19 protein-coding genes and 1 tRNA gene are annotated in these 21,246 nt (G+C 58.0%); 11 read left to right on the top strand and 9 right to left on the bottom strand.

Features of this window, described 5'->3' with window-relative positions:
• The first annotated feature begins 4 nt into the window (after window positions 1–4).
• Entirely contained in the window at window positions 5–517 is a 513-nt protein-coding gene (locus tag ACR0BF_RS18310; RefSeq protein ID WP_480475336.1) for a toxin-activating lysine-acyltransferase, read from the top strand.
• Entirely contained in the window at window positions 518–1,444 is a 927-nt protein-coding gene (locus tag ACR0BF_RS18305; RefSeq protein WP_480625490.1) for a Hint domain-containing protein, read from the top strand. It begins immediately after the preceding gene.
• 2 nt (window positions 1,445–1,446) lie between these two features.
• Here ACR0BF_RS18305 and modC read toward each other — a convergent pair whose 3' ends face one another.
• From modC to modA, 3 genes are read right to left on the bottom strand one after another with little or no spacing between them, the layout of a single operon-like run.
• On the bottom strand, window positions 1,447–2,547 hold the full coding sequence (gene modC, locus ACR0BF_RS18300) for a molybdenum ABC transporter ATP-binding protein (protein ID WP_480625489.1): 1,101 nt from the start codon (window positions 2,545–2,547) through the stop codon (window positions 1,447–1,449).
• Entirely contained in the window at window positions 2,544–3,236 is a 693-nt protein-coding gene (gene modB / locus ACR0BF_RS18295; protein WP_480625488.1) for a molybdate ABC transporter permease subunit, read from the bottom strand. Before modB ends, modC begins: the two co-directional genes overlap by 4 nt.
• Window positions 3,237–3,241: 5 nt before the next feature.
• A complete protein-coding gene (gene modA / locus ACR0BF_RS18290; protein WP_480625487.1) occupies window positions 3,242–4,021 on the bottom strand; it encodes a molybdate ABC transporter substrate-binding protein in 780 nt (259 codons plus the stop codon).
• A gap of 256 nt (window positions 4,022–4,277) precedes the next feature.
• Between modA and ACR0BF_RS18285 the strand changes: the two genes are divergently transcribed.
• The 4 genes from ACR0BF_RS18285 to ACR0BF_RS18270 all read left to right on the top strand — a co-directional run bounded on the left by ACR0BF_RS18285 (window position 4,278) and on the right by ACR0BF_RS18270 (window position 9,898).
• Window positions 4,278–4,353: transfer RNA gene (locus tag ACR0BF_RS18285), tRNA-Val, on the top strand.
• Between the two features lie 146 nt (window positions 4,354–4,499).
• Window positions 4,500–8,096 (top strand): ATP-binding protein, encoded by a 3,597-nt coding sequence (locus ACR0BF_RS18280; protein ID WP_480625486.1) that lies wholly within the window; start codon window positions 4,500–4,502, stop codon window positions 8,094–8,096.
• 26 nt (window positions 8,097–8,122) lie between these two features.
• Complete coding sequence (locus tag ACR0BF_RS18275) at window positions 8,123–8,380, top strand: DUF4242 domain-containing protein (protein ID WP_209504668.1); 258 nt, start codon at window positions 8,123–8,125, stop codon at window positions 8,378–8,380.
• A 102-nt stretch (window positions 8,381–8,482) separates the two neighbouring features.
• A complete protein-coding gene (locus ACR0BF_RS18270) occupies window positions 8,483–9,898 on the top strand; it encodes an FAD-binding oxidoreductase (RefSeq protein ID WP_480625485.1) in 1,416 nt (471 codons plus the stop codon).
• Window positions 9,899–10,226: 328 nt separating this feature from the next.
• Here the strand turns inward: ACR0BF_RS18270 and ACR0BF_RS18265 are convergent, their stop codons facing one another.
• The 4 genes from ACR0BF_RS18265 to ACR0BF_RS18250 are packed head-to-tail and all read right to left on the bottom strand — an operon-like array spanning window position 10,227 to window position 13,384.
• Window positions 10,227–11,024 carry an ABC transporter permease gene (locus ACR0BF_RS18265; RefSeq protein ID WP_480625484.1) on the bottom strand — a complete coding sequence of 266 codons (798 nt, stop codon included), beginning with the start codon at window positions 11,022–11,024 and terminating at the stop codon, window positions 10,227–10,229.
• Window positions 11,021–11,773: an ABC transporter permease gene (locus tag ACR0BF_RS18260; protein ID WP_480475310.1), complete on the bottom strand. Its 753-nt coding sequence runs from the start codon at window positions 11,771–11,773 to the stop codon at window positions 11,021–11,023. Before ACR0BF_RS18260 ends, ACR0BF_RS18265 begins: the two co-directional genes overlap by 4 nt.
• A gap of 9 nt (window positions 11,774–11,782) precedes the next feature.
• Window positions 11,783–12,547, bottom strand: coding sequence for a transporter substrate-binding domain-containing protein (locus ACR0BF_RS18255; protein ID WP_480475308.1), 765 nt, complete (start codon window positions 12,545–12,547; stop codon window positions 11,783–11,785).
• A 39-nt stretch (window positions 12,548–12,586) separates the two neighbouring features.
• Window positions 12,587–13,384 carry an ABC transporter ATP-binding protein gene (locus tag ACR0BF_RS18250; protein ID WP_480625483.1) on the bottom strand — a complete coding sequence of 266 codons (798 nt, stop codon included), beginning with the start codon at window positions 13,382–13,384 and terminating at the stop codon, window positions 12,587–12,589.
• Window positions 13,385–13,461: 77 nt separating this feature from the next.
• Between ACR0BF_RS18250 and ACR0BF_RS18245 the strand changes: the two genes are divergently transcribed.
• The 5 genes from ACR0BF_RS18245 to ACR0BF_RS18225 all read left to right on the top strand — a co-directional run bounded on the left by ACR0BF_RS18245 (window position 13,462) and on the right by ACR0BF_RS18225 (window position 18,910).
• Window positions 13,462–14,118, top strand: a complete 657-nt coding sequence (locus ACR0BF_RS18245) for a TetR/AcrR family transcriptional regulator (RefSeq protein ID WP_480475304.1) — start codon at window positions 13,462–13,464, stop codon at window positions 14,116–14,118.
• Entirely contained in the window at window positions 14,115–15,299 is a 1,185-nt protein-coding gene (locus ACR0BF_RS18240; protein ID WP_480518606.1) for a pyridoxal phosphate-dependent aminotransferase, read from the top strand. Before ACR0BF_RS18245 ends, ACR0BF_RS18240 begins: the two co-directional genes overlap by 4 nt.
• Window positions 15,296–16,900, top strand: a complete 1,605-nt coding sequence (locus tag ACR0BF_RS18235) for a 5-guanidino-2-oxopentanoate decarboxylase (RefSeq protein ID WP_480625482.1) — start codon at window positions 15,296–15,298, stop codon at window positions 16,898–16,900. Before ACR0BF_RS18240 ends, ACR0BF_RS18235 begins: the two co-directional genes overlap by 4 nt.
• Window positions 16,901–16,903: 3 nt before the next feature.
• On the top strand, window positions 16,904–17,686 hold the full coding sequence (locus tag ACR0BF_RS18230) for a dimethylarginine dimethylaminohydrolase family protein (protein WP_480604851.1): 783 nt from the start codon (window positions 16,904–16,906) through the stop codon (window positions 17,684–17,686).
• A gap of 225 nt (window positions 17,687–17,911) precedes the next feature.
• Window positions 17,912–18,910: a LacI family DNA-binding transcriptional regulator gene (locus ACR0BF_RS18225; protein ID WP_480625481.1), complete on the top strand. Its 999-nt coding sequence runs from the start codon at window positions 17,912–17,914 to the stop codon at window positions 18,908–18,910.
• Here ACR0BF_RS18225 and ACR0BF_RS18220 read toward each other — a convergent pair whose 3' ends face one another.
• On the bottom strand, window positions 18,911–20,044 hold the full coding sequence (locus tag ACR0BF_RS18220) for a Gfo/Idh/MocA family protein (RefSeq protein ID WP_480625480.1): 1,134 nt from the start codon (window positions 20,042–20,044) through the stop codon (window positions 18,911–18,913).
• 37 nt (window positions 20,045–20,081) lie between these two features.
• The gene (locus tag ACR0BF_RS18215; RefSeq protein ID WP_480554159.1) at window positions 20,082–21,185 is read right to left on the bottom strand and encodes a Gfo/Idh/MocA family protein; all 1,104 of its coding nucleotides are present in this window, start codon (window positions 21,183–21,185) and stop codon (window positions 20,082–20,084) included.
• Window positions 21,186–21,246 lie beyond the last annotated feature (61 nt).

Below are 21,246 nucleotides of genomic sequence, written 5' to 3'. Positions count from 1 at the left end.
TCCGTTGACCAAGAGCTTTCCAAAAGACTGGTTCGATTTCCCGCCTGAGAAATATGCGGATCTGGGTGCGATGTTCTATCTCGCGGGGCTTACGAAAACGCACCAGAAACGTAACCTTGCGCAGGTTCTTTATGCGTTCGAAACCCCGTTTCGTCTGGGCCAATACCAGATCTTCAGGCAAAATGGCTTTCCCCGCGGATTTGTCACTTTTGCCGGTCTCAGCCCCGAGGCCGAGTATCGCTATGCGGTGAAAGAAACCTCTCTGACGGACAAGGATTTTACCAGCGGGTCATCCTTTTGGATCATCGACCTTGTCGCGCCGTTTGGACAGACCAGTCAGATTGTTGATATCCTCAAGCAAGAGATCCCGCATCCGCGCGTGCGCACCAACCGAATGGACAGCGACATGACACGCAACCGGATTGTCGAATGGACGCGGGACGAAGCAGGCGAGGTTCATATGCGCCTGTACCGAAAAAAGGAATTTGAGCGGGTGTTGCAACAAGGCGAGGTCTAGTTGGTTTCAGTTCCGATCACTGGTGAATTGACCGGCGACGTGACCGGGTCCCCACCCAATGTGGCGATGGGGCAACCCACCCTGAACAACGGAAACTTCACGCCGCTGACCCAAACCTGGACGATTGCGACGCCTCCTGCCAACGGCACCGCGACGATAGACCCAAATACCGGAGAGTGGACCTATACGGTCGATCCGACGTATTTCGACAGCCTCGACAATGGTGAAGTTGTCTTTGACTCCTTCTTCATCAGCGTCTCAGGGACAACGCAAACCGGTCCTGTCACACTTCCGTTTACCGGCTCTCCGGATCCGGTCGAAGTGGTCATAAGGATCGAAGGCGTCTGTTTCGCAGCTGGAACCCTGATCGAGGCTGAGGACGGTCCCCGTGCCATCGAGTCCCTGAACGTCGGGGACAAGGTGGCGACAGCCGATCACGGGTTGCAACCTGTTCGTTGGATCGAAAGCAGCACGATCCCGCCCGACCGATTGCGCACCGAACCTGCGATACGGCCCGTTCGCATCTCGGCAGGCAGTCTGGGGCCTAACACCCCCGCGCGAGACCTGCTGGTGTCTCAGCAGCACCGTATTCTGGTGAAGGGCCCCTGGGTTGAGCTGCTTTTCGGAACCGCCGAAGCGCTGGTTGCCGCCAAGCACCTGTGCCGATGGAATGGAATAGGGCTCGATACCTCGGTTGAAACGGTCGAGTATTTGCACATCCTGCTGGATCGGCACGAAATCCTTTCGGCGGATGGAGCACAAGCAGAAAGCCTGTTTCTGGGGGAAGAGGCGCTACATACACTTTCATCCGACGCGCTTCAGGAACTGGCCGCAATATTCCCCGACCGTCCCTGCTCTGGACATCAGGGGTTTGGACGCGCCGCACGCCTTATCCTGCTGGAACACGAAGCCCGCGCACTTGCCTGAGGTCAGGTGCCGGTCCCGATGCGGCCACCGACATTCTGCGGGGCCAGCGCAACCGTCTTGATCACGGCATGGCATGTGCTGCCCGGCTGCAAGTTCAACGCCGCAACCGACCGGCGCGTGACCCGCGCCAGAACAGTCCCTGCCGGTGTCCTGACCGACACGATCGCACCGGGACCTTCGCCCGACCGGATCGAGTCGACCGTCCCGCTGAGCACGTTCAATGCCGACAGACCCTCGGGTTTTTGGACGGACAGGATCACCTCCTGCGCCGGAATGCGAATTCGCAGATGCGTGCCGACCTCCTGCCCGATACGTGGCAGAAACAGACGCGCGCCATTTGCGTTCAGCTCGGTCAACCCGTCGGTGTGGTGCTTCAGCACCTGCACCTCCAGCACGGCACCGATCGCGCGCACACCTGCCGGTGCCACAGTCGGGTCAGACAGAACCTCGGACGCGGGGCCGTGGCGGACGACCCTGCCATCCTGCAAAGCGACAACCGATGTGGCCAGACGGGCCACCTCGTCGGCCGAGTGGGTCACATACAGGATCGGGACAGACACCTCATCCCTGAGACGCTCGAAATAGGGCAGGATCTCCGCCTTGCGGGCCTCGTCCAGCGCCGCAAGCGGTTCATCTGCAAGGATTAGTCGCGGGCTGGCCAGCAACGCCCTGCCTATCGACACTCGCTGTTTTTCGCCCCCTGACAACCCGGCTGGACGGCGGTTCAGAAGGTGGCCGATCCCCAGCATCTCGATGACCTTTTCCGGATCTTCACGCCGCGCGCTTTTGGGGGCGAACCAGCGGCCATAGGCAAGGTTCTGGCGCACGGTCAGATGCGGGAATAACCGCCCCTCCTGAAAAATATAACCCAACCGCCTCCGGTGCGGCGGCAGCCAATGCCCTCTATCGGTGTCAAACAACACCCAGTCATCCACGGCCACCCTGCCCGCGCGCGGCCGCAGCAATCCGGCCACCGCGTTGACAATTGTGGTCTTGCCCGACCCGGAGCGCCCGAACAGCACGGTCACACCGGGTGGGGCGTCAAAACTAACCTCCAGATCGATCCCCGGCAGCTGATGGTGCAAACGAACAGACAAGCTCATGATCCGGCCACCCGCGCGGCGGCGCGCCGTCCCACATATTCCGACAGCAGCAACGCGCCCATGGCGATGACGATCGAGATCAGGACCAGCCTTGTTGCAGCAGCCTCGCCCCCCGGTACCTGCAAAAAGGCGTAAACAGCCGATGGCAATGTCTGCGTCTGTCCCGGAATATTCGACACGAATGTAATCGTGGCCCCAAACTCACCCATGGCCTTGGCAAAGGCCAGAATGGCCCCGGCGATGACACCGGGCAGGATCATCGGCAAGGTTACGGTCAGAAACACCATAGGCCGCGACGCCCCCAGCGTCGCCCCAGCCTGTTCCAGCTTCGGGTCAACCGCCTCGATCGACAGACGTATCGCCCGGACCATCAGCGGAAACGCCATGATGCCAGCGGCCAGCGCGGCCCCAGTCCAGCGAAAGGCGACCACAATGCCGAACTCGGCCAAAAACAGCCCCAACGGCCCCTGAATGCCGAAAGTCAGCAACAGCAGATACCCCGTCACTACCGGCGGCAGGATCAAAGGCAAATGCACCAGACCATTCAGAACCTGCCGCCCGGGGAACCGCCAGCGGGCCAGAATGTAGGCAACAAAAATGCCGAACGGCAAAGTGGCCAGCGTCGCCCAGAACGACACGCGCAGCGACAGCTTCAGCGCTTCAGCTTCAGCGGGGCCCAACCACTCCAACGCGATCACCCGCCCGGCAGGGAAAATCCCTGCTCCTGAAAAGTTGCCAAAGCCGCATCGCCGTGCAGATGATCCAGAAAAGCCCGCGCCGCACCTGTGGCATTACCTGTCATCGCCGCCGGATAGATGATCGGAGGGTGCAGGTCGGTGGGAAAACTGGCCACAACACTGACCCGCTGTTCCGCCTGCGCATCTGATCGATAAACGATCCCCAGAGGCGCGGCACCCGTTGCCACAAGGGCCAGCGCAGCGCGCACATTGTCGGTTTGTGCCACTCGGTCCTGCACCGCCTCCCACTGGTTCAGCCCCTGCAAAGCCGCCTTGCCGTAGATACCGGCGGGCACCGCATCGACCAGCGCCATGGCCAGAAAGCCTTCACCCAGCTCGGCCGAGAGGTCTCGAACCTCGTGAATATCGCCCAGAACAGGACGCCCCGCAGCACCGATCAGAACCAGACTGTTGCCCAGCAAATCCGACCGTGTCCCTGGCCGCAACAAACCCTGCTGTTCCAGATAATCCATCCATTCGGGATTGGCCGAGATGAACACGTCCGCAGGCGCACCCTGCTGAATCTGCCGCGCCAGCACTGAAGACGCTGCGTAGGACACGGTGACATCGTGACCCGTCCGCTCTGTGTATTCCGTCGCGATTTCGTCCAAAGCGGTCTTGAGGCTGGCTGCGGCAAAAACCAAAACCCCTTCTGCCCCGGCCCGGACCGGAGCCAGCACAAATGCGCCAAGGACCAGTGCCACCATCCAGATACGGCAGGCGAAGGGTAGGATCATGTGTGCTCCCGACCGGAAAGTTGCAGTCTCTTCGGGCATATCGGAGGCCATAGGGCGCTTGCAAGCGCCTTTGATCTTTTACACCCGCTGATCCAGATCAGGCGCTGGCAACCCACCCCGGCCAGCCTCGTCAACCTGTGGTCACCCCAGGCACGCGTTGATGGGGGCGGCATTTCCTATCCGCAACCCATCGCGGAATAAAAATCTCACAGACCCTCTTGCGCACGCCCGCTGGCTTGGCTACATGCAGCGTCACGGGTGATTAGCTCAGTTGGTAGAGCGCTTCGTTTACACCGAAGATGTCGGGAGTTCGAGTCTCTCATCACCCACCATCCTTTCCCCACAGTGTATCAAGGTCTTACGCGACTGGCATCTATTGCTATGCTGCGCATGAAACCGTGTCCGCTGCGCATTGATCGCCCGGCAGTTTAAATAGCGTTTTCTTGATTAGTGACGCGTATCTCAGCATGATCCGAATATGTCGGTTGAAATGGACACGTGGCTTAACGACCTCGGACTGGGTCAGTACGCAGATGTTTTTGCGGTAAACGACATTGATGCGCGGGTTCTGCCACTGCTGACAGGCGACGACCTGAAAGAGCTTGGGGTAAGTCTTGGTCACCGAAAGATCATCCTTGCGGCAGTTCAGGATTTGGCTGGCTCTAGTCACCTGTCTTCATCAGCGCCTGCCGCAGGAGAGCCCACCCGCGAGAATACTCGGCCATCCGCCGTTGATGTCGTGCAGGGCGAAGCTGCACCGACGAAAAAGCCCATCGCGCCCGCGGCTGAACGGCGTCATCTGACAGTCTTGTTTGCGGATCTGGTCGGCTCGACAGAGCTGACCAACCGTTTTGATCCCGAAGACATGCGGAATCTGCTACAGAACTATCAGGATACCGTCGCGGGGGCAGTGAGCAGGTATGGTGGCTATGTTGCGAAATACCTTGGCGACGGTCTTCTTGTGTTTTTCGGCTGGCCAACAGCCTACGAAGATCACGCCATTCGCGCAATAAAGGCGGGGCTTGAGTGCGTCCACCGGGTTGAAGAGCTCAACACTCCTGACGGTGAGCGTTTGTCGGTCAGACTGGGTATCGCGAGCGGCGATGTCGTGGTCGGCGACACGATCGGCGAAAACTCGTACGAGGAAGGTGCCATGACCGGGCCGGCGGTCAATCTGGCGGCGCGGATACAGGAACACGGCCTGCCGAACTCGGTGGTTTTGTCTGCGGAAGAAACCGAAGCCGCCTTGCACCGGATATTCGAGTTCGAGACCCTTGGATCAACTCAATTGAAGGGGTTCAAAGACCCTCGGACCTTGTTGAAGGTCGTATCGGAACGCAGCGCGGAAAGCCGGTTTCGCGCGTCGTACAAGGATGACGCCGACAGTACCATGATTGGCCGGGACTACGAAAAGGGTATCCTGTTGCAATCGTGGCAGCGCGCCCAAAGCGGTCATGGTGAGGTGGTTCTGCTGTCGGGTGAGGCGGGAATAGGAAAATCGCGCCTGACTGAGGGGTTTCTTGCGGATGTCACGGCAACCGGACAGGCCGATGTGATAAGGCTGAACTGCTCTCCCTATCTGACCAGCAGCCCCTTTCATCCGGTCACCCAGCGAATCTCGCAGGATGCAGGTGTTGAACCGGATTTTGATGACAATCAAATTCTGGAGCATGTCAGGAAGCTGCTGGAAGGCCGGGAAGGTCTGGACTGGGAACAGGTTCTGCCTGTCTTTGCAGCGCTGGTCGCGCCGCGCAGCGCACTGGCTCGTGAAGTTCTCGAGATGTCGCCGCAGGAGCAACGCGACATAACGATCCAAACCCTGATCCATACGGTGCAGGTCCGGGCAAGCGTGCGCCCGGTTATTCTGTGTGTTGAGGATGCACATTGGATCGATCCCTCGACGCAAGCCCTGCTGGAGCGGTTCAAGGCGATTTGCACCGATCTTCCCCTGATGATCCTGATGACCCACAGACCCGGGTGGGACTTGGCCCGCGATGACGGGGACACGCATGTTCAAACACTCCTGCTGCGCCGGTTCGGTTCTGCTGATGTCTCGGATCTGGTCCGCAATATCACTGGCAAGGACCCGGACGATGCCTTGATCGCGACGATCATCGAAAAGACTGACGGTGTGCCCCTGTTTGTCGAAGAATTGACCCAGGCGATCGTGAATGCAGATGAGCAGGGACAAGTCCGCATACCATCGTCGCTGAAGGGCGCCTTGATGGCGCGGCTTGATGCAGTTTCGCCCGAGGCCAAACAGGTCGCGTTGACGGGGTCAGTCATTGGGCGGGAATTTGAACCAGATTTGTTAAGTGCCGCGATGGGGCTGGAACGCGCAGATATCAATCTTCGCCTCGAAGAACTGTCGCGAACGGGACTGATCTTTGAAAGCGGAAACAACCGCGGGCATTTCGTGTTCCGCCACGCCCTTATCCGCGATACGGCATATCAATCCATGTTAAGCTCTACCCGCAGGCAGCAACATTCAGACGTTGCCCGCGCACTGATCGCGATGCGATCTGCTGAAATCGAACGCCGGCCCGAGCTGGTGGCCCGTCATCTGTCAGAAGCAGAAGAATGGCGCGCCGCATTTGACAAATGGGAAGCTGCGGCTGAAATGGCGTTGGCCCGGTCAGCCAGCCAGGAAGCGATGACTAATGCGCAGGAGACGCTCAAGGCGGCTAAGCAGCTGAACTCGGAAACCGGCCGGGAAATGGTCAGGGGCATGATCCTGGTTGGCCGCAGCCATGACAGCCAGGGTCAGTTGTCCGAGGCGATAGCGGTTCTGAAAAGTGCATCTAACGCTGCCCAGAAACTCCACGATGTGGAGCTAGCAGCCGATGCAGCCAATCATTTTGCTGACTCGTGCATGATGACGAGCAAGCGACATCACGAAGCGATTGACCTTTGTGAAAAGGCGCTAAAAGACCTGTCTGACAATGACGAAGTCAGGCGGTGCCGGTTGATGAGCCAACTTGCGCGGGCGTATATGTTTGTCGGCCAGTTTTCCGTAGGCACCCGCTTTGGTCAGCAATCCATGGAACTGGCGGCGAAGCTTGGGGATCATAAATCCCAGTTTTCGGTAATGATGATGCATTTTGGGGCGCCATTCGTTGCGCGCAACGGGCAAGAGGCACGACATTGGCGTGAAAACCTGGACGCCATGCATCAGGTAGCGGAACACCTTGGCAGTATTGATCAGGGCCGCGACCGGACGCTCAGCCTGTTTGTCGGCGCTGAAATGGCCGACCGCGACCTGTTGGACAACTCACTCGAATTGCTGACAGCGATTTCCGAAAAGGACAATCATCTGCAACTCTATTGGGTTCAAAAACACGCACGCGCCATGGTTGCAATCATGGACGGCGACTTTGTTCAGGCTGAAAAGCACGCCACTGAAGCGGTCAAGATCGGTCGAAAAACGCACGGCGAACATGTCGAGGGCGTTTTCGGCGTTCAGATGTTTACCATCCGCCGCGAGCAGAACCGCCTGCACGAGGTCGCGCCTGTGATCAAGAAACTGATGACCGACAGCCCCGAAGACATCTCGTGGAAGCCGGGTTTTGGCCTTATCGCAGCCGAACTGGGATACACGGAACCGGCTGAAAGAATACTGAATGAAATGGCGGAAAACGGCTTCGACCTACCGCCAGATGCCATGTATTCAACAACTCTGTCCTATCTTGCTGACATCTGCGTGGCTGTCGGGCATCCGGGTCATGCCCAGACGCTTTACAGTATGCTGCAACCTTACGAAGACCTGACGATCACCGCAGGGGCAACCACAGTCTGCACAGGTGCCGCAGCCAGACGCTTGGGGAGACTGGCAACGGTGCTGAAAGACTGGGAAATTGCCGGGAAGATGTTCCGGAAAGCCATCGAGATTGACACGCGGATGAATTGCCCACCTTGGATTGCGCATTCCAAGGCAGCGTATGCATCAGCACTCAGACAACAGGGCCGCCCCAGCGATTTGGAACTGGCGTTTCAACTGGAAGGGGAAGCGTTGGCAATATCACAGAAATTGAGTATGGTTTCCCTTAAGTCAAAGCTCGAAGGGGTAGCCAGTTAAGGTCCGGAAAATGCTTGGGGGGCATAATGCCACGATACATCATTGAACGAAATTTTGCGGAACAGCTGAATATCAGCGACAACGACAAAATTCACATCAAAGAAATCAACGACGAAGTCGGCATTGAATGGATCTTTTCCTTCCTCAGCGCAGATAAGCGCAAAACATACTGCCTTTACGAAGCCCCGGATGAAGAAAGCCTGCGAAAAGCGGCCGAGCGTCTAAACATTCCTGCCGATGTCATCACGCCGGTAGATCGGATCGATCCGGGAATATTTGCCTGACGACAGCTTTCCCCCACAACCAAGTATCCCCTTCTCAGGGCAATAACAAACTCACGAGGCAGCCGTGCGCGAAACCTTTCCTGAAACAAGGGAGGCCTAAGCATGTTTGACCTGAAAGCACTCGACGGACGTATCGCGACTGTGGATCAAGGCGATTTGGACGCGCTTGACACTTCACTGCGCGGTGGGGTCTACCTGCCGGGGACCCCGGAATATGAAGAAGCCAGGATTACCTGGAACAGCATGTTCGAGCGTTACCCCGCCTTCGTGATCCGTGCGATGGGGGCAAGCGATGTCCAGAAGGCAATAAACTTCGTCCGACAAGCAGGCTTCATGATGACCGTTCGATCAGGTGGACACCAGATTGCAGGGCACGCCGTCGCGGACAAGGCCGTCATGCTGGATCTGTCCCAGATGCGTTCGGTTCACGTGGACCCTGCCGGCAAAACTGTCCGGGTTGCACCGGGTGCGTTGCTTGGCGACGTTGATCGCGAAACACAGGCCCATGGTCTTGTTGTCCCCACAGGCATCAACTCGACAACCGGCATCGCAGGGCTGACCTTGGGTGGCGGTTTTGGCTGGACGACGCGGAAATTCGGCATGACGATCGACAACCTTCTGTCGGCAGAAGTCGTGACGGCGGATGGCGCGATCGTCACCGCCTCGTCCACGAGCCACCCGGAACTTTTCTGGGCCATTCGTGGTGGTGGCGGAAACTTCGGTGTCGTCACCTCATTCGAATTCCAGTTGCATGATCTTGGGCCGGATGTCCTGTCCGGCCTGATCGTGCACCCGATCGAAAAGGCACCAGAATTGCTTTCCGCGTTTGTGGCCATTGCAGACACCTCCCCCGATGAGCTCACCGTCTGGAGCGTGATGCGAAAAGCGCCGCCGCTCCCGTTCCTGCCGGAAGATTGGCACGGGCGCGAGGTGCTGATTTTCGCGGCGTGCTATAGCGGCCCGATGGATGAGGGTGAAAAAGCGATGTCGGCCTTGCGCGCGCTGGGTGAACCGATTGTGGATGTCATTTCACCGCACAGGTTCGTGGACTGGCAGGCGGCTTTTGATCCCCTGTTGTCGCCGGGCGTCCGCAACTATTGGAAAAGTCATGACTTCAATACGTTGCCCCCGGCCGCCATCACGGACCTGCTGGACGCGATTTCCACTCTTCCTGATCCCGCTTGCGAGGTTTTCATTGCTCATGTCGGTGGCGCGATGGCCCGCGTTGAACCCGCTTCTACCGCCTACCCGCAAAGATCTGCGCATTTCATCATGAATGTCCACACACGATGGGAGGACCCTGACAAGGATGACACCTGCATCGGGTGGGCACGCCAGCTGTACGAACAGATGAAACCATACTCAACAGGCAGTGCCTATGTGAACTTCATGCCTGAAGACCAGGCAGACCACGTGACCGGCGCTTATGGTGTGAACGGCGAAAAACTTTCCAAGATCAAAGGAAAGTACGATCCCACCAATTTGTTCAGGATGAACCACAATATTCTACCAACGTAAGACAACCATAGTGGTAGTATCCGATCGGCATTGATGTTGAGACTCTTGTCTTAGCACCACGCAAATTGTGTCGCTTGCCAATAATCGCGCCAAGCGGTTCCTCTCACCTATGGCCGCGCTGGCAATCATGCCCTCTTTTTGTGCAGCTATCCTAGATGCTGTACCACAAGCGCGTTGAATTTACGGATCGCGAACGAAATCAACTTCCCTGATCCCGTTTCAAACACCTGTTTTACGCTTAAGCCTGCAATCTCGGTCGCTAGGAGCAATTCATCGAATAACCGCTTCGCTAATCGCAGAGCAAGTTTCCTTCGGCTTCTTGCTAGAACTATCCGACGGGCCCATTGCGGCGTCCGGTTCCCAAAACCTTCACCTCCAGCCAGTGGAACACCAAGGCAATTACGCCCGCTACGAGAATGTAGAATACGGCCAACAGGATAAGCGGTTCGTAGACGATAAACGTATCGGCGCGCACACGGGACGACACGGCATAGATATCAACCACGGTTATTGTGGCGACCAGCGGTGTTGCCTTTAATTGCAGGATGGTTTCACCGCCCAAAGTCGGCAGAACATTGCGGATTGCCTGTGGTAACCAGATACGGCGAAACATCGTCAGCCTTGGCATACCAAACGCCTTGGCCGCCTCCAGCTGTCCTTTGGCAACGCCCTTGAAGGCTCCGCGCATGACCTCACCTTCGTAACCCGCATAAGAAAGTGTCAACGCCAGCACCGCATAGGGCCAAGCCTGACGCAGGTACGGCCAAAAATCAGACGATCGTATCCATGGAAACTGCGGAAACAGAGAGCCGAGGCCATAATACAGCAGCCAAAGCTGCAGAAGCAGCGGCGTGCCGCGAATGATAGTGCAAAACGCCTTTGCAGGTGCCGCAAGGTACCATGGCCCAACTGCCTGCGCTAACCCAAGGGGTACAGCCAGTAAAAAACCAAGAACGATCGTAACAACCAGCAGCCAGAGCGTGGTCCAGATACCCTTCAATGCAAGAGGCGTATAATTGGGTATCCAATCCCACCGCAATGTCATCGCGCACCAAACCGCGATCCCGGCAAAGATCAGCATCATCACGATACGATGGGGTTGCATCAGAGATCTGAGGTCGATCATCTGCTGCCTCCGTTCAGAGCGGGTTGACCGCGACGGGCCCATTTCTCAATCCGCGCAAAGATTCCACCCGAAAACAGCGTAACCATCAGATAAAGGAAGCCCGCCGCCAGGAAAAAGGTAAAGTAGGCCCGCGTGCTGCTGGCCGCCTGGCGCGTTTCCAGTGTCAGCTCGTTAAAGCCGACAACGGCCAGCAATGCGGTGTCTTTGGTTGCAATCAGCCACAAGTTGGCCAGACCCGGTACCGCAAAGCTCATCATGGCGGGGATCGTGACGCGCCGCATGGTCATGAATGCCGGCATTCCGTAGGATTTCGCCGCTTCGATCTGACCGGGCGGAACCGCCTGAATGGCACCGCGCAGAATCTCGGTCGCATACGCGCCCTGAACGACGCCCAGCACCCAAATGCCTGCGGCAACTCCGTTGATCTCAACCCGGCCACCACCCATGGCAGCAGATATTTTGTTGATAATATCGGATCCTACGTAATACAGGATCAGGATAAGGACCAGTTCCGGCACGGCCCGGATCACGGTCGTGTAAATGGCAAGAAGGTCGCGCGTGACCTTCCCGCCGTAAAGTTTGCCATACGCTCCGAACAATCCGATCACGAGGCCCAGTGCATATGCGCCAAAAGCGATCTGCAATGAGTGGGACAATCCGCGTAGCAGATTGGCCCCCCACCCCGGTGGCGAGAGCGACAGAAGCTCTGCGCTCTGCGCCAAACCAAGTGATTCCAGAAATCCGGTCACGGCAACGGCTTAGTAGATGCTGGTCGAGAAATAGTTCGACGTGATCTTCTCGTGCGTTCCATCGGCAAGAATTGCCGCGATGCCCTTGTTCAACGCCGCAAGCAGGTCATCCTGCCCTTTACGAACGCCCGCACCGACACCACGCCCCAAAATGGCGGGATCGTCCTTCACGGCACCTTTGATTTCGCAGCAAGCACCGGCATCCGAATTCACAAAATCGGCCATCGCAATGCTGTCAGCTTGTGTGGCGTCGATCCGACCGGCAAACAAGTCCTGATTGGCCTCATCCTGAGTTTGATAGACGCGCAGTTCGGAATCCTTGAAGTATTCCTGCGCATAGGCTTGGTGGATCGTCGAAGCCTGAATGCCAATGACTTTACCCGCCAGCGATTCCGGGGTTGCTTCGATATCCATCGATTTATCGGCAACGATAACCGCAGGTGTGTTATAGTAAGGATCGCTGAAATCAATGGTTTTCAACCGTTCCTCGGTGATCGACATCGAGGCCATGATGGCGTCGATCTGCTGTCCGGTCAGCGAGGGGATAATACCGTCCCAGGCCACCGGCGTGATAACACAGTCAAGTTCCGCGGCGGCGCAAACAGCATTGATGACATCGATCTCCCAACCAACCCAGTTGCCTGAGCTGTCCAGCGACGCGAAGGGCGGATAAGGCTCGGCCGCGATGCCGATCTTGACCTCTTCTGCACTGGCAACACCAGCCGAAAGGACAGCGGCGGCAAGACCGGACGCGAGCAGTTTTTTGACGTTCATTTTGTTACTCCCTTTGGTTCATTATGTTGTTTTTCTGGATCAGGCGACCGAGCTGAGGAACTGCTTCAATCGCTCTGATTTTGGATTTCCGAAGACTTCGGAAGGTGGGCCTTGCTCTTCAATGCGGCCCTCGAAAAGATAGACGACGTGGTTCGCGACTTCGCGCGCAAATTTCATTTCGTGGGTCACAAGCAGCATTGTGCGCCCTTCCGCTGCAAGATCCCGGATTACGGTCAGAACTTCGCCTACAAGCTCTGGATCAAGCGCCGAAGTTGGCTCATCGAAAAGCATTACGGAAGGATCCACCGCAAGCGCGCGTGCGATGGCAGCGCGCTGTTGCTGACCGCCTGACAGATAGGCCGGATACGTGTCGGCCTTGTCCCCCAGCCCTACCCTTTTCAGCAGGTCATGCGCCCGAGCGATAGCTTCGGCCTTTGGTACCTTAAGGACATATACCGGCACCTCGATCACGTTTTCCAGAAGCGTACGGTGTGTCCACAGATTGAACTGCTGGAAAACCATCGCCAGCCGTGTACGGATACGTTCGATCTGGCGGCGGTTCGAGGGGCTGCCGTCGGCATGCATTTCAACCAGCTCACCGCCGATCGTGATCTTTCCCGAGCTTGGTGTTTCCAGAAAGTTGATACAGCGCAGCATCGTGGATTTGCCCGAGCCTGAGCCCCCGATGATGGCAACGACATCGCCCTTGTTCGCTGTCAGCGAGACACCTTTCAAAACCTCCAGCGTGCCGAAAGACTTGTGCAGGTCCTCAACCCTTATCGCCTCTTTAGACGTGGTTGCTTCGCGTGCGGGTGTTGCTGCTTTGGCTGTGTCCATATCCAAGAATCTTCTGATTTCAGCTTGCAGTAAGCCTCGAATCTCGCAATTATGCAAGTGTATAATAATTCCGTACCATGGATGGCCCGGACGTGCAGGACGACAGCCGTAAATTTACACGTGAATCTGCCGAGTTTCGGCGCGAGGCGCTTATCCTGGCGACTTTGGACCTGATTGCCGAGATGGGCGTTCGGGGTGCCACTGTGCGTCAGATCGCGGCCCGCGCGAACGTGACCCAAGGGCTGATCCGGCACTATTTCTCATCCAAGGAGGAACTGGTTCAGGCTGCGTACGAACATCACATGAATACGCTGACCGATCAGACAGCTGCGTCGTCAGGGAAAGGCAGCGCAGTATCTCAGTTGACCAACTTCGTTGATGCGTCGCTGCGACCGCCAATCGTTGATCCAAGCGCTGTGGCCTTGTGGGCCGGCTTCCTGAACAAGGTGCAGCGTGATCCGAAAATGCAACGCATCCACCAGCAAACCTATAACTATTTCCGGGATCAGCTTGAAAAGCTGATCGTCGCCGCATTGCAAGAAACCGGACGTCCAGTCACCACGCCGCAAGCCGTGCAACTGGCCATTGCCTGCAACGCGGTTATCGATGGTCTTTGGCTGGAAGGCGGTGCGCTTCCAGATGAATTTTCCGAAGGTCAATTGGCGCAGATCGGATTGGATTCCGTCAGTGCTATCGTCGGTATCCCATTGATCAAAGAGGTGGAACAACCATGAAGACCACATCTGTGACAGAACGGTTAGCGGGCTTGGGTGGCGCCAAATGGGGCGTACATCTGAAAGCGCGCGACCTTATTAAGGCCGGAGCGGACATCGTCGAAATGACGATAGGTGAACCGGACGTGCCGGTGCCGGACGCGCTGGTCGAAGCCACCGTAACCTCACTACGGGCCCAGCGAACGGGCTACTCCAATGGCCGTGGCGAAGCTGGCTTGCTTGACGCGCTTTCCGCCCGTTACTCGGCTTCCCGCGGACGCGTTTTCGGGCCCGAGAATTTTCTGTGCTTTCCCGGAACGCAGACCGCATTGTTCGCTGCCATGGCCGGCGTTGCCGAGGCCGGTGACGAAGTTCTGGTCGGTGATCCGATGTATGCAACCTACGAAGGGGTCGTGCGTGCTTCCGGGGCGGAAATGGTGCCCGTACCGCTGCGCCCGGAACACGGGTTTCGCATGCAGGCCAAAGATATCGCCGTACGCGTAACACCGCGCAGCCGCGCCATTCTTCTGACCACGCCACACAACCCAACGGGCGCGATCCTGACCGCCGAGGAGCTAGCCGAGATCGGACAGCTCGCGATTGCGCATGATTTGTGGATTATCTCGGACGAGGTCTATGAAGAACTGATCTTTGACGGGGCCAGATTTGTGTCGCCACTGGCAGACCCGGAACTGGCGGATCGTGTCATAGGCGTATCATCCATCTCGAAATCACATGCCGCGCCGGGGTTCCGCAGTGGCTGGTGTGTCGGGCCAGCCGCGTTTTGCGAAGCGCTACTGCCCTATTCCGAGACCATGCTTTTCGGCAATCAGCCCTTTATCGCCGATATGACTGAAAAGGCGATCCGCGACGGGTCCGAGGTTGCCTCCGGCATGGCCGCCCGTTTTTCAGCGCGCGCCACGCTTTTGGCTGATCGCCTCGAAGCAGAAACGGATCTGACCGTTCACCGGCCTCAGGCGGGAATGTTCGCCATGATCAACGTCTCCGCCACCGGGCTGGACGGCGAAGCCTATGCCTGGGACCTGTTGCAGACCGGGGTGGCTGTCATGCCGGGTTCCGCCTTTGGGGACAGCTTGAAAGACTGGGTGCGGGTCGCCCTGACGATCAGTGACACCAACTTTGCCACTGCGGTCTCTCGCATCATCGATCACGCCAACAGAAAATCACGCGAGGTTGCATGAGTGAAATGACCGTGGGCGAAGCATTGGTTGCCAGGCTTCGCCAAAAGGATGTGACCTGCGTGTTCGGAATTCCGGGCGTTCATACGGTCGAGCTTTACCGCGGGCTTGCAGGCTCGGGCATTCGTCACGTTACACCCAGACACGAACAGGGCGCAGGGTTTATGGCCGACGGCTATGCGCGCGTGTCAGGCAAACCGGGTGTGGCCTTTGTGATCACCGGGCCTGGATTGACCAATACATTGACGCCGATGGCGCAGGCCCGCGCGGATTCAATACCGATGCTGGTGGTGTCCGGTGTCAACAAAACCGCATCTCTTGGCAGGGGTTTAGGGCATCTGCATGAATTGCCAGACCAGTTGGGACTGGCCAGGGCCGTTGCGTTGCTGTCCGAACAGGTTTCCGCCACCAACGCTCTGGACCCGGTCTTAAACCGCGTGTTCCACACCATCGCCAACGGTCGACCCGGACCGGTGCATATCGAAGTTCCGTTGGATATCGCAGCTTCAGAATATCAGGAAACACCGGTCGAACCGCCTGTCTCAGTCTCACCGATTGACCCGGCTTTGATCACCCAAGCCGCAAAGCAACTGGCCAAAGCGAAGAACGTTGTCATTCTGGCGGGCGGCGGCGCAAAGCATGCAGAGGCTGGATTGCAGGCACTGGCCGAAGCTCTGGATGCCCCCGTGGTGCAAACCGTCAACGCGCGCGGCCTGATGCACAGGCATCCACTGACCGTTCCGGCCAGCCCCAGCCTGAACGCGGTACGCGGCTTAATAGAAAGCGCCAATTGCATCCTTGCGCTGGGAACTGAGTTGGGGCCAACCGACTATGATATGTATGCCACCGGCCAAATTGCTGAAATGTCAGGGTTGATACGGGTTGATCGATGCAGCGAGCAACTGACGCGACATGAGGCAGCGCTCATCATTCAAGGTGACGTCAACTTGGCTGTATCAGCGCTGGTTGACGCTTTACCGCACAAGCCAAAGCAAAGCGATGGTACGGAACGTGCAGGCAAAACACGTGACGCCGCCTGGGCGGAGATTGGTCCGGACTATCGCAAACAGGTAGAAATCCTCAACGCAATGCGCTCTGCGCTCCCGAACGCGCTAATGGTCGGAGATTCCACCCAACCGATCTATGCCGGCAATCTTTTCTACGACCACGACCGGGCCGGAGGCTGGTTTAACGCGGCAACTGGGTACGGCGCACTGGGCTATGGAATCCCCGCAGCCATCGGCGCTTCGGTCGCCGATCCCACAGCACGTGTGATATGCATCGCGGGCGATGGAGGCGCGCAGTTTTCTCTGCCTGAGATTATGGCCGCAGTCGACGAAGACCTGCCGGTCACCTTCGTGATCTGGAACAATCACGGATACCAGGAAATTGCCACGTCAATGCAGGATGCGGGCGTAACAGTCATAGGATGTGATCCCTCGCCTCCCGATTTTTCAGCAACGGCCAAGTCATACGGCATTCCATTCGCTTCGGTTCCAGCTGAACCGCAGGCTGTCGCGCAGGCATTGCGCCAAACTGCCGCCCAGAACGGGCCGGTAATGATCGAAGTCACCACTCCGAAATTCGCAGCTCAGAAAGATTGAAACATGTCAGACCCAACCTTTGAGTTTTCTCGCGCCATCACCCGCCGTCCGGCTCCGACTATTGCAGGCGGGTTGCGTGCAGAAGATATCGGAAACCCGGATTTCGACGGGATGAGAGCGGCGCATAAGGCATATGTGGCAGCACTGAAAAGCACCGGGGCCGAGGTGATCGAACTGGATCCCCTGAACGCGTTTCCCGACGCACAATTTGTCGAGGATACAGCCCTTTGCCTGCCGCAAGGTGCGATACTGATGCGACCTGGCGCACCTTCGCGGATGGGTGAAGTGGCTGAAATGGCACCGACCCTTCTCGGCTGCTACGATACGGTTCTGGAAATCCAGGGCCCCGGCCATATCGAGGGTGGAGATATCCTTGTTACCGGTCGCGAAATTCTGGTGGGCCGGTCAGACCGTACCGACGCGGAAGGTGTCGCCGAGCTGGCGAAAATCACCTCGGAGTGGGGGCACAAACTGCGCGAGGTGTTCACGCCCGAGGGCGTCTTACACTTCAAGACAGATTGTTCACTGATGGACGCCGAAACAATACTGTCGACCCGACGGCTGGATGCCTCGGGCTGTTTCGAGGGCTACCGGGTGCTGCATGTTGCGGACGGAGAGGAAGCTGCCGCCAATGCGATCCGCTTCAACAATCTGGTGCTGATGGCCGCTGGCTTCCCACGCACAGCTGAGATGTTAGATCGTGAAGGGTATGAGGTCGTTGAAATCGACAACATCGACTGCGCAAAGCTGGATGGAGGAATGTCCTGCCTTTCGCTAAGATTTTAGGAGTGTAACCGGTAGCGTTCGATCCTTGGTGTTTCTTGCGAAAACTGTCGCCCGTACCGGTCTTTCCTTTCCCGCCAATCGCTCATAAACATAGGTGGCTGTCGATGATCTCGTCCGCCGAGTGCGACCTGCAACCGGTTGCAAGACTTTTGCGATGGTGCATAATGAAGCTCTGATGCAAAACACCTTGATATCTCTGACCATCAACGACCGGAGCCGCACTGCGTGAGCGTGACCCTGAAAGACGTCGCCGCCTTGGCTGGCGTATCGCGATCTGCGGTGTCGCGCACCTTCACCGAAGGCGCCTCGGTCTCTGCAAAAACACGCAGTAAAGTTGAAAAGGCCGCGCGAGAGCTTGGCTACAGCCCCAATGCCCTCGCCTCGTCCCTGACAACCGGGCGCACCAAACTGATTGGGTTGATTTCGAACAACTTTCACAACCCGATTTTTCTTGAGGTGTTCGATCAGTTTACCCGCGCCTTGCAGGAACGCGGGCTGCGTCCTTTAATCGTGAACCTGACGGATGAGACCGAGCCCGCAAACTCGGTCCGCATGCTGCGCCAGTATTCGGTTGACGCGGCCATCGTTGCGTCTTCGACGCTGCCGCCCAGCTTTGCCAAGGCGTTCCACGATGCGGGCGTACCGGTGGTGCATACATTTGGCCGCTCGGCCACCTCGCCCGAAGTGCATGTGGTGGGAATCGACAACGTCGAATGCGGGCGCATGGCCGCGCGAGAGCTTTTGGCGCGCGGATACAGGCGTGTCGGCTATCTGGGCGGGCCCAAAGATGCAACCTCGGCACTCGACCGGTATCGCGGGTTCATGGAAGAACTGGCAGATCATCCCGATATCGAAGTAAGCCATTGTTTCGCAGGGGCTTATTCCTTCGAAGCTGGCCGCGCCGAAATGTTGCGCCTGTTGGCCGGCACCCCGTCCGAGGCGTATTTCTGCGGCGATGACATCCTGTCTGTTGGCGCATTGTCCGCACTGGCCGATCACGGGCTGAAACCGGGTCAGGACATTGGAATCATCGGTCTGAACGACATGGAGATGTCGCGCTGGGAAAGCGTTAACCTGACAACGATCCACCAGCCGATCAAACAGATCATCACTTCATCCGTCGATCTGGTCGTTGAGATGCTGAAAGAGCCTCAGCGCTATCCCGAGGCCCGCATTTTCCCCTGCCGCGTGATCGAACGGGGCACATTGCGGCCCCGCCCCTGATCAGCGAAACATCGGCGGGCGCGCGTCCTGCCATGCGCCATCGGCCTTGCCCGACGCAACAGCCGCGTGGACGGCCGCAATGGACCGCAGCCCATCTGCCGCACCGGGCAGACCGTCGCGTCTTTCACCACGGATCGCATCCGCCAGATCGCAATAGATGTTGGCGACCGCCAGCGGAAAACCCTCGGGGTGCGCAATGGCGACACGCGACAGGCGTTGCACCTCATCGTGCAGACCGCCCTCGCCCTTTTCGATGATCTGAGTACGCCCGCCGACCGGAGTATAGATCAACTGATTGGGCTGTTCGGACGCCCACCGCAGCCCACCGGTTTCGCCAAAGACCTGAATGTCAAAGCCATGCTGCCGCCCGATCGCCACTGATGACGTCCAAAGGCGTCCAACCGTGCCGCCCTCCATCCGGAAGTTGATCATTGCATCATCTTCCAGCTCACGGCTGACGATGGTCGAGGCCATGTCGGCAGACAGGGTTTTCACCTGATCGTCACAGATGAAACTGGCCATGTGCAACGCATGGATGCCGCAATCGGCAAACTGCCCTGAAACCCCGGCCATCGCAGGGTCATAGCGCCAGCGCACGCGCGGGTTATCCGCATCTGTGGCATCGCCATGATGGCCGTGGCTGAAATTGGTCACCACCAGACGCACCTTGCCGATATCGCCTGCGCGCACCATCGCACGGGCCTGACGCACCATCGGATAGGCGGAATAACAGTAGTTCACTGCACAGATCCTGCCCGAGGCTTCGGCCACGCGCACAATCTCTTCGCCCTCTTCAACCGTCATGGTCATCGGCTTTTCGCACAACACGTTAAAGCCTGCCTCAAGATAGGCCTTGGTAATCTCAAAATGGGTCGAATTGGGCGTCGCGATGGTTACCAGATCAATCCGATCCTCGCGGTCTTTTTCGCCCGCCAGCATCTCTTGCCAGTCGCCATAGGCACGATCGGCAGCAACACCCAATCGCTGCGCGTATTCGCGGCCCACGTCGGGCCGGTGATCCAGCGCGCCAGCTGCAAATTCAAACAGCCCGTCAGCCTGTGCCCCCAAGCGGTGCGCGGGGCCAATCTGGCTGCCTTCACCACCCCCGATCATGCCCCATCTCAACTTAGCCATGGTCATTGTCTCTCATTGGAATTGTCATGTAGAGCGATCAGAAATCGCTGATGTCCTGCCACTGCCGCTGATCGGACGAGGCCAGCGCAGCGGCCAGCACGCGGTTGACCTCATGCCCGTCGCGGAACGTGGGCCAGATCGCCTCGCCGGTATGGATGGCCTGTAAAAAGTCCTTGGCCTCGATGATGATCTGATCCTGATAGCCGGTTCCGTGACCCGGACCCTGACAGAAGGGCTCATAATCCGGGTGCGCGGGGCCAGTCAGGATCTTGGTGAACCCGCGCGCGGCTTCGGGCCCTTCGCGCTTGTACAGCCACAGCGCATTCTGGTCCTCCTGATCGAACCGGAGCGCGCCTTTTGTACCTGATATTTCATAGGCATAGCCCATTTTCCGCCCCGTCGCGACGCGGCTGAAATACAGGCTTCCCATGACCCCGTTTTCGAACCGGCACATCATCTGGGCATGGTCGTCATTTGTTACCGCACCACCGGGGCGGGTTTTGTGAACGGTCTCAACATCGGCCATCACCTGCGCAATGGGCCCGACCAAGGCCAATGCGCCGTTGACCATATGCGGGGCAAGATCGCCGGTTGTGCCGTTGGCCATACCGGTGGTGCGCCAGGTGGCCGGGGCCTGCGGATCTGCATAGAAATCCTCGGTATGTTCGCCCCGGAACCACGTGATGTCACCAATCGCGCCATCTGCAATCAACTGGCGGGCATATTGGCTGGCGGGTGTGCGGATATAGTTGAACCCCACCATGTTCACCGCCCCCGAAGCCTCAGCCGCGGCAACCATCGCCCGACTGTCTTCAAGCGATGCGCCCAGTGGTTTCTCGCACAAGACCGGTTTGCCCAAGGCAAAAGCCGCTTCGGCAATCTGACGATGTGTTGACTGAGGCGAGGCGATCACGATTGCCTCGGCCTTGGGGTCTTCAACCAACATGCGCCAGTCATCGGTTGCCCGCTGAAATCCATAGGCCGCCCGGTAGCGTTCGGCACTGTCCGGGCTCGACGCGCAGATGACCTCAAGTCGGGGGCGCAACGCCGTGTTGAACACCGCTCCGACGGCCGACATCGCGACGGAATGGGCCTTGCCCATATAACCGCCACCCACGATTCCCACTCCGATTTCAGGCATCTGCCATGGCCTCGCACATTGTGTTTGCAACCGGTTGCAAAATCAGTATCGTGTGAATCGA

The organism is Ruegeria sp. AG7, assembly GCF_056541545.1.
Note: the sequence above shows the minus strand (reverse complement) of the source record. Positions and strands in the feature narration are given on the sequence as shown.